Consider the following 6872-nt stretch of genomic DNA (forward strand, 5'->3'; position numbering starts at 1 on the left):
GAAACGCCGTGGTATGCGCCGGACTATTGGGCTCAGGATGAGTGGGAACAGGATCGAACCCGCCTTGTTCTTCAGAAGGGAATTTCGGTTTATTCATGGGGCACCTCGCATGGAGCCGTGTCGTCGGACTCTGAACATTCGAGGTGCCGGGTTTAATCGCCGTTCCAACTTTCGCTCACCGGTCGTCGGTGATCTTCTTATCGAGTCAGGACGACGACTGGAGTTGTTTGACGATCATGTCCTTGACCTCAAGGCGTTTCGCCTTGAGCTTCGTCACCGCGTCATCGCTGGATTTGGCTTGCTCGGCCTTCACCACCTCGGCATCTGTCTGGGAATACTTATTGATCAGAGAATCCAGTTTCGGATCCTTGGTGCGTCTCTGCTGGATTTCTTCCTTTGAGTAACTCAGATCCTGAAAAAGGTCATGGGACACCGGCATGGAACACCTCCGTTTGTTGATCGGTAGCAAACGCGACTGATTGCGCTCGCCAACTATCAGAATGGCCTTGGTTGGCCGGTTCTGTCGACCATCTGTCCGACTGGCGGTGCCCGTTCGTCGCCCTTTCGCAAATGTGATCAAACCTTTGCCCGCCCACCAGCCTCCACACAGTAACGATCACATCGATCATCAGCGTGGAGAAGCACCAATGGACGGATTTAACCTGCGCCACCTCGTTCTCGCAGTAGCCCTGAGCACCAGCATGGGCGCGGCTTTCGCAGCGACTTCCAACGATTTCGTCGACAAGGCCGCCGCCGGTGGCATCTCCGAGATCGAAACGAGCCGGCTGGCACTGGAAAAAAGCCAATCGGCCGACATCAAGGAATTCGCGAACATGATGATCACCGACCATGGCAAGGCCAACGATGAGCTGGCCAGCATCGCGAAAAAGAACGACATCGAAGTGCCGGACAGCACGACGCTGGTGAAACAGGCCAAGGAAAAAATCCTCGACATGCGTGACGAATCCTTCGACGCCGCCTACGCCAACAACCAGGTCAAGGCCCACGAAGAAGCCATCGAGCTGTTCACCAAAGAAGCCAACACCGTCACCGACGACAAGACCAAAGGCGCCACCGAGCTCAAGGGCTTTGCCCAGAAAATGCTCCCAGGCCTGCAAAAGCACCTGGATATGGCGAAAAAACTGCAAGCGGCGCATCCCAGCAAATAACTTCGCCGCAGCGCAAAAAAAAACCGCGTCCATGATGCGGTTTTTTCGTTTATGTGCCCGCCTTGCAACGAAAAACCGCTACCGGGCGCGCCGCCGACTACAGTCCATAGGCAGCGATTGAAAAAATGATGGCAAAACGAAACAACTATTTCATTCGTGAAATGTCACTGCATTTACGCCGATCGTTTTTTGGGGAATCGGCGTCCACATTCAGGAGTCAAGTCACATGGCGGCACTGCAATCCGGCACCATCGAAGCGATCAAGAAAAATCAGGCGCAGTTGCTTGCCGAGTGGTCGAAAAACCTTGAGGCCAGCGGCGCCACGCGCAACATCAAGGATCAGGACCTGAAGCAACAGACCACCGATTTTCTGCAACTGATCGTCTCCGGCCTCAACGATGGCAATGGCTTGAATGTCGCGTCCGCCGGCTGGGACGACATCCGCCTGTTCCTGGAAAAGCTCTCACGCAGCCGTGCACTGCTGGGCCATGACTCGTCCCAGACCGCCAACTTCATCTTCTCGCTCAAGAGCCCGCTGTTCGCCCTGTTGCAGAATCATTACCAGGACAGCCCAGCGCTGTTGGCGGAGCAGGTCTGGGAAATTTCCGAACTGCTCGACACTCTCGGAATGCACACCGTGCGCACTTTCCAGAAGTCCCGCGAAGAAGTGATCAAGCGCCAGCAGGAAGAATTGCTGGAACTCTCGACCCCGGTGGTCAAGCTCTGGGACGGCGTGCTGGCCCTGCCGATGATCGGCACACTCGACTCACAGCGCACCCAGGTGGTTATGGAATCGCTGTTGCAGCGCATTGTCGAGACCGGCTCGGAGATCGCCATCATCGACATCACCGGCGTGCCGACCGTCGACACACTCGTGGCCCAGCACCTGCTCAAGACCGTCACCGCGATCCGCCTGATGGGCGCCGATTGCATCATCAGCGGCGTGCGTCCGCAGATTGCCCAGACCATCGTGCACCTGGGGCTGGATCTGCAAGGCGTGGTGACCAAGGCCAACCTGGCCGACGCGCTGAAACTGGCCTTGACCCGGTTGGGGATCACCATGACCAAGGCGAATTGAGCCATGGAGCGCATTCCGATTCTGCAAATGGGTCCTTTCCTGCTGGTGACTATTCAGGTCGACATGCATGACCAGTTGGCCCTGACCCTTCAGGACGATCTGTCCGAGCGCATCAGCAAGACTTCCGCACGGGGCGTGTTGATCGATATTTCCGCGCTGGACATGGTCGACTCCTTCATCGGCCGGATGATCGGTACGATTTCGGGCCTGTCGAAAATCATGGACGCCCAGACCGTGCTGGTCGGCATGCAGCCGGCGGTGGCCATTACCTTGGTCGAACTGGGCCTTACCCTGCCCGGCGTCAGCACCGCGCTGAACGTCGAGCGCGGCATGAAACTGTTGCAGCAACGAGTACTTGATCAATGACCGTGCGCAGCAGCGGCACCCATCCGATTCACATCGAACAGGACGTGGTCCTGGCCCGCCAGCTGGCGCGCAAGCTGGCAACCGAGTGCGGCATGCGCCTGATCGACCTTACCAAACTGGTGACCGCCGTCAGCGAGCTGGCGCGCAACACCATGGTCTACGGCGGTGGTGGCGACATGGACTGGCAGATCATCGACGAAAGTCCGCGCACCGGTCTGCGCCTGACTTTCCGCGATGAAGGCCCCGGCATCCCCGACATCAAACTGGCAATGACCGACGGCTGGACTTCAGGCTCCGGGCTCGGCCTGGGCCTGACCGGGGCCAAACGGCTGGTGGATGATTTCGAACTCGATACCGCTCCAGGCAAGGGCACCCGCGTGACGATCACTCGATGGACATGAATATCAGCGGTTCAATGACTCAGGTGTTGACGATCGAAGACAACAGCCAGATTGGCTACGCACGACGCACCGCGCAGCAACTGGCGGAGAAAAACGGCTTCGACGCGACCGACGCCGGACGGGTGGCGCTGGTGGCGACCGAACTGGCCAGCAATATCCTCAAACATGCCAACAGCGGCGAGTTGCATCTGCGGTTGCTGCCTCGCTCCAGTGGCACCGGTATTGAAATGATTGCTGTCGATCGCGCCAACGGCTTCGATCTGCAGGCCTGCCTGACCGACGGCTACTCCACGGGCGGCACCCAAGGTATCGGTTTGGGCGCGGTATCGCGCCAGACCGAAGTGTTCGACGTCTACGCCGATTCACGGGGGGCCGTACTGCTCACGCGCTTGTATCCACGCTCGGACCGGGCCCCGGACCGGCGCTTCGGTATCAGCCAGCATTCGATGCACAACGATCCGGCCTGCGGCGATGTCTGGCATCTGGCTTATGACGGTCCGCGCATCAGTGCCCTGGTGATCGACGGCCTGGGCCATGGCGAAGACGCGGAACTCGCTGCTCGGGCAGGCGAGCGTGCCTTCGCCCTCGCCCCTTTCGCAGCACCGGTGCTGGCGCTGGAAGGTATGCACCAGGCGATGATCGGTACCCGCGGCGGCGCAGTGGCTATCACGCAGATCGACTGCGCCAGCGATCACCTGAAATTCGTCGGGATCGGCAACATCGGAGCCTGCCTCATCGCGCCGGACAAAACCCGCGGACTGGCCTCGCATCCAGGGATTGTCGGTGGTCATTACCGGAAGGCTCAACCCTTTGACTATGCTCAAATCAACGGACAACTCTTGATCATGTACAGCGACGGCCTGCAATCACGCTGGAACCTGCAGGACTACCCAGGTCTCGTGCATCGCCACCCCGCCGTGATCGCCGCCATACTGCACCGTGATTTCTGCCGGGGACGGGACGATGTCACGGTGCTGGTCATTGCACTGGAGGCTGCTCATGTCTGATACGCCCATCAGCCCCAACGACGAGCAAGCGGCGCTGATCGTTCAATTGAAGGGCGAAGCCGAGGCCCTGCGCGCCGAGCTGGACGAAACCAACCAAGGGGTGCTGGCACTGTACGCGGAGCTCGATACCCAGGCCGAACAACTGCGCCAGGCTTCTGATCTGAAAAGCCGTTTCCTGTCATACATGAGCCATGAATTTCGCACGCCGCTGGGCTCGATCCTGAGCATCGCCAGCCTGCTCTCGGACGAACTCGACGGGCCTTTGAGCCCCGAGCAACACAAACAGGTGGCTTTCGTCAGCAATTCGGCGCGAGAGCTGAGCGACATGGTCGACGATCTGCTGGATCTTGCGAAAATCGAAGCCGGGCGCATCACCATTTCCCCGGCCTGGTTCGATATGTTCGACCTTTTCTCCGCCCTGCGCGGCATGTTCCGCCCGATTGTCAGCGCCAGCGCGGTAGACCTGATTTTCGAGGAACCGGTAGGCCTGCCACGGCTATACACCGACGACAAGAAACTGGGGCAGATCCTGCGCAACTTCATTTCCAACTCGCTGAAGTTCACCACTCGCGGTGAAGTGAGGGTGTCGGCACAGCTGGAAGATAGCGACAAGGTGCGTTTCGCCGTCAGCGACACCGGAATCGGTATCGCTCCCGAATTACATGGCGCATTGTTCGAAGACTTTTCTCAAGTCGACTCACCCTTGCAGAAACGCCTGCGCGGTACCGGGCTCGGATTATCTCTGTGCAAGCGCTTCGCAGGCTTGCTGGGCGGTGAAGTCGGGCTTGAGAGTGTGCCAGGCAGCGGGTCGACCTTTTTTGTGATCATCCCGCTGGCCATCGCCATGGAGCCCGCTGATGAAACGTGATCTGCGCTTGCTGATCGTCGATGACAATGTCGCCACCCGCTATGCCCTGCGCCGGCGCCTGGAACGTCACGGCTACGAAGTGCTCGAGGCCGGCACCGGTGGCGAAGGCCTGGAGTTGATCGACAGTGTCACCCTCGATGCATTGATTCTCGACGTCAACCTGCCGGACATGAGCGGCTTCGACATCGTGCGCAAGCTGCGCTCGGATCCGGCCACCGCGTTGTTGCCGGTGGTGCATGTTTCGGCGGCCTCTATCCAGACCGGCGACATCATTACCGGCCTGGATGCCGGGGCCGATGCCTATCTGATTCACCCGGTCGACCCGGATGTGCTGCTGGCGACCCTGCGCACCCTGCTGCGGGTGCGGGAAACCGAGAATGCCTTGCGCGAAAGCGAGGCGCGTTTTCGCGAGATCTTCGTCAATGTCTCGGCACCCATCGCGGTACTCGATGCCGATTTGAAGGTACATGAGTGCAATCACGCCTTCGCCCAACTGATCCAGGACAACCTCGACCCGGACACTTTGCGCGATTGCTTTGCCGAAGATCAGGCGTCCGTCATCGAAGAACTGCGGTTGCGCCTGGCTTATGGCGAACGCTGGAAAGGCACCTTGTGCATGCGGGTAGAGGGGGAAATCCGCGAAACCGAATGGCAGATTTCGCCCTACCGAACCCCGCAGTTGAGCCTGGTATTTGTCGAGGATGTGACAGAACACCGCCACCGCGAGCGCTCGCACCTGGCCCGCCTTGACGATGCCACCACGCAATTGGCCAAAGAGGTCGCCGAGCGGGCGCGAACTGAAGCGCAACTGCTGCAGGTGCAGAAAATGGACGCATTGGGCAAGCTGACCGGCGGCATCGCCCACGACTTCAACAACCTGCTCACCGGCATCATCACCAGCCTGGAACTGATTCAGAAGCGCACCGCCGACGGCCGCACCGACAAGGTTCAGTTCTATGCCGAAGCGGCCCTGAATTCGGCCATGAGTGCCGCGGCCCTGACCCATCGCCTGCTGGCCTTCGCCCGCCTGCAGCCCCTCGATACCCGGCCGGTGGACATCAACGATCACATCCGTTCGCTGGAAGAGCTGTTGGTGCGCACGATTGGCGAACGCATCAGCCTTAAGCTGGAACTGACCTCCAAGGCCGCCATCGCCCTGGTCGATCCGATTCAGCTGGAAAGCGCAGTGCTCAACCTGGTGATCAACGCTCGGGATGCCCTGCCCGAAGGCGGCAATGTCTGGGTCAATACCTATGCCGCCTACTCCCATGGCGACCCGAACCTGGCCGATGGCGCCTACGTCGCGCTGTCGGTGCGCGATGACGGCAGCGGTATCGATCATACGGTGATCGACAAGGTGTTCGACCCGTTCTTCACCACCAAACCCCTGGGCCAGGGCACTGGACTCGGACTGTCGACCATCTACGGTTTCGCCCGGCAATCCGGGGGCAATGCGCACATTCGCAGTGTGGCCCGGCGCGGCACCGAAGTGACCATCATGCTGCCGGCCAGCACCGATCCGACGGCCGCGGAAACCGCCCCGGCCAGCGTCGATCCGCAGGGTGCTGGCGAGCATATATTGATCGTCGAGGACACGGCGTCGGTGCGGATGTTCGTCGCCGAGGTGCTGGTGGACGCCGGCTACCGCTGCACCCAGGCGGCTGACATCGAAACGGCACTCGAGCGCCTGCAGAATGACTCGTCCATCGACCTGCTGCTGACCGACGTCGGTCTGCCGCGCATGAGCGGGCGGGAGTTGGCGGATGTTGCGCGTGGCTGGCGCGGGCAACTGCCGATCCTGTTCATGACCGGGTATGCAGAAACCGCGATCAATCGGCAGGTGTTTCTGGGGGATGGGATGGACATGCTGATCAAGCCGTTTCAGATCAGTGAGTTGCTGGACAAGGTTAGGCGCACGATTGACGGCGCCTGTTAGATCCATTCGCGAGCAAGCCCGCTCCCACAGTTGACCGCGTTGCTCAG

General features: G+C 60.1%; 8 protein-coding genes. 7 read left to right on the plus strand and 1 reads right to left on the minus strand.

The window, feature by feature from the left end; translation table 11 throughout:
* Nucleotides 1-205: 205 nt before the first annotated feature.
* The gene (locus K9857_RS19370; protein WP_224538357.1) at nt 206-439 is read right to left on the minus strand and encodes a DUF465 domain-containing protein; all 234 of its coding nucleotides are present in this window, start codon (nt 437-439) and stop codon (nt 206-208) included.
* 208 nt (nt 440-647) lie between these two features.
* Between K9857_RS19370 and K9857_RS19375 the strand changes: the two genes are divergently transcribed.
* From K9857_RS19375 to K9857_RS19405, 7 genes are all read left to right on the plus strand, one after another.
* A complete protein-coding gene (locus K9857_RS19375; protein WP_224538359.1) occupies nt 648-1169 on the plus strand; it encodes a DUF4142 domain-containing protein in 522 nt (173 codons plus the stop codon).
* A 226-nt stretch (nt 1170-1395) separates the two neighbouring features.
* The gene (locus tag K9857_RS19380; RefSeq protein WP_224538361.1) at nt 1396-2247 is read left to right on the plus strand and encodes an STAS domain-containing protein; all 852 of its coding nucleotides are present in this window, start codon (nt 1396-1398) and stop codon (nt 2245-2247) included.
* A 3-nt stretch (nt 2248-2250) separates the two neighbouring features.
* Nucleotides 2251-2613 carry an STAS domain-containing protein gene (locus K9857_RS19385; protein ID WP_224538363.1) on the plus strand — a complete coding sequence of 121 codons (363 nt, stop codon included), beginning with the start codon at nt 2251-2253 and terminating at the stop codon, nt 2611-2613.
* Nucleotides 2610-3014, plus strand: coding sequence for an anti-sigma regulatory factor (locus K9857_RS19390; protein ID WP_224538367.1), 405 nt, complete (start codon nt 2610-2612; stop codon nt 3012-3014). The genes K9857_RS19385 and K9857_RS19390 overlap by 4 nt, the downstream gene beginning before the upstream one ends.
* Nucleotides 3011-4021 carry an ATP-binding protein gene (locus K9857_RS19395; protein ID WP_224538372.1) on the plus strand — a complete coding sequence of 337 codons (1011 nt, stop codon included), beginning with the start codon at nt 3011-3013 and terminating at the stop codon, nt 4019-4021. The genes K9857_RS19390 and K9857_RS19395 overlap by 4 nt, the downstream gene beginning before the upstream one ends.
* On the plus strand, nt 4014-4889 hold the full coding sequence (locus K9857_RS19400) for a sensor histidine kinase (protein WP_224538369.1): 876 nt from the start codon (nt 4014-4016) through the stop codon (nt 4887-4889). The genes K9857_RS19395 and K9857_RS19400 overlap by 8 nt, the downstream gene beginning before the upstream one ends.
* On the plus strand, nt 4879-6825 hold the full coding sequence (locus tag K9857_RS19405) for a response regulator (protein WP_224538371.1): 1947 nt from the start codon (nt 4879-4881) through the stop codon (nt 6823-6825). Before K9857_RS19400 ends, K9857_RS19405 begins: the two co-directional genes overlap by 11 nt.
* The last annotated feature ends 47 nt before the right edge of the window (nt 6826-6872 follow it).

The organism is Pseudomonas sp. REP124 (assembly GCF_020164475.1).
Taxonomy (GTDB): domain Bacteria; phylum Pseudomonadota; class Gammaproteobacteria; order Pseudomonadales; family Pseudomonadaceae; genus Aquipseudomonas.

Bases quoted from the DNA above. Each gene is read 5' to 3' on its own strand.
- K9857_RS19380 (WP_224538361.1), top strand. From the start codon at position 1,396: ATGGCGGCACTGCAATCCGGCACCATCGAAGCGATCAAGAAAAATCAG.
- K9857_RS19390 (WP_224538367.1), top strand. From the start codon at position 2,610: ATGACCGTGCGCAGCAGCGGCACCCATCCGATTCACATCGAACAGGAC.
- K9857_RS19385 (WP_224538363.1), top strand. From the start codon at position 2,251: ATGGAGCGCATTCCGATTCTGCAAATGGGTCCTTTCCTGCTGGTGACT.
- K9857_RS19405 (WP_224538371.1), top strand. From the start codon at position 4,879: ATGAAACGTGATCTGCGCTTGCTGATCGTCGATGACAATGTCGCCACC.
- K9857_RS19395 (WP_224538372.1), top strand. From the start codon at position 3,011: ATGAATATCAGCGGTTCAATGACTCAGGTGTTGACGATCGAAGACAAC.
- K9857_RS19375 (WP_224538359.1), top strand. From the start codon at position 648: ATGGACGGATTTAACCTGCGCCACCTCGTTCTCGCAGTAGCCCTGAGC.
- K9857_RS19400 (WP_224538369.1), top strand. From the start codon at position 4,014: ATGTCTGATACGCCCATCAGCCCCAACGACGAGCAAGCGGCGCTGATC.
- K9857_RS19370 (WP_224538357.1), bottom strand. From the start codon at position 439: ATGCCGGTGTCCCATGACCTTTTTCAGGATCTGAGTTACTCAAAGGAA.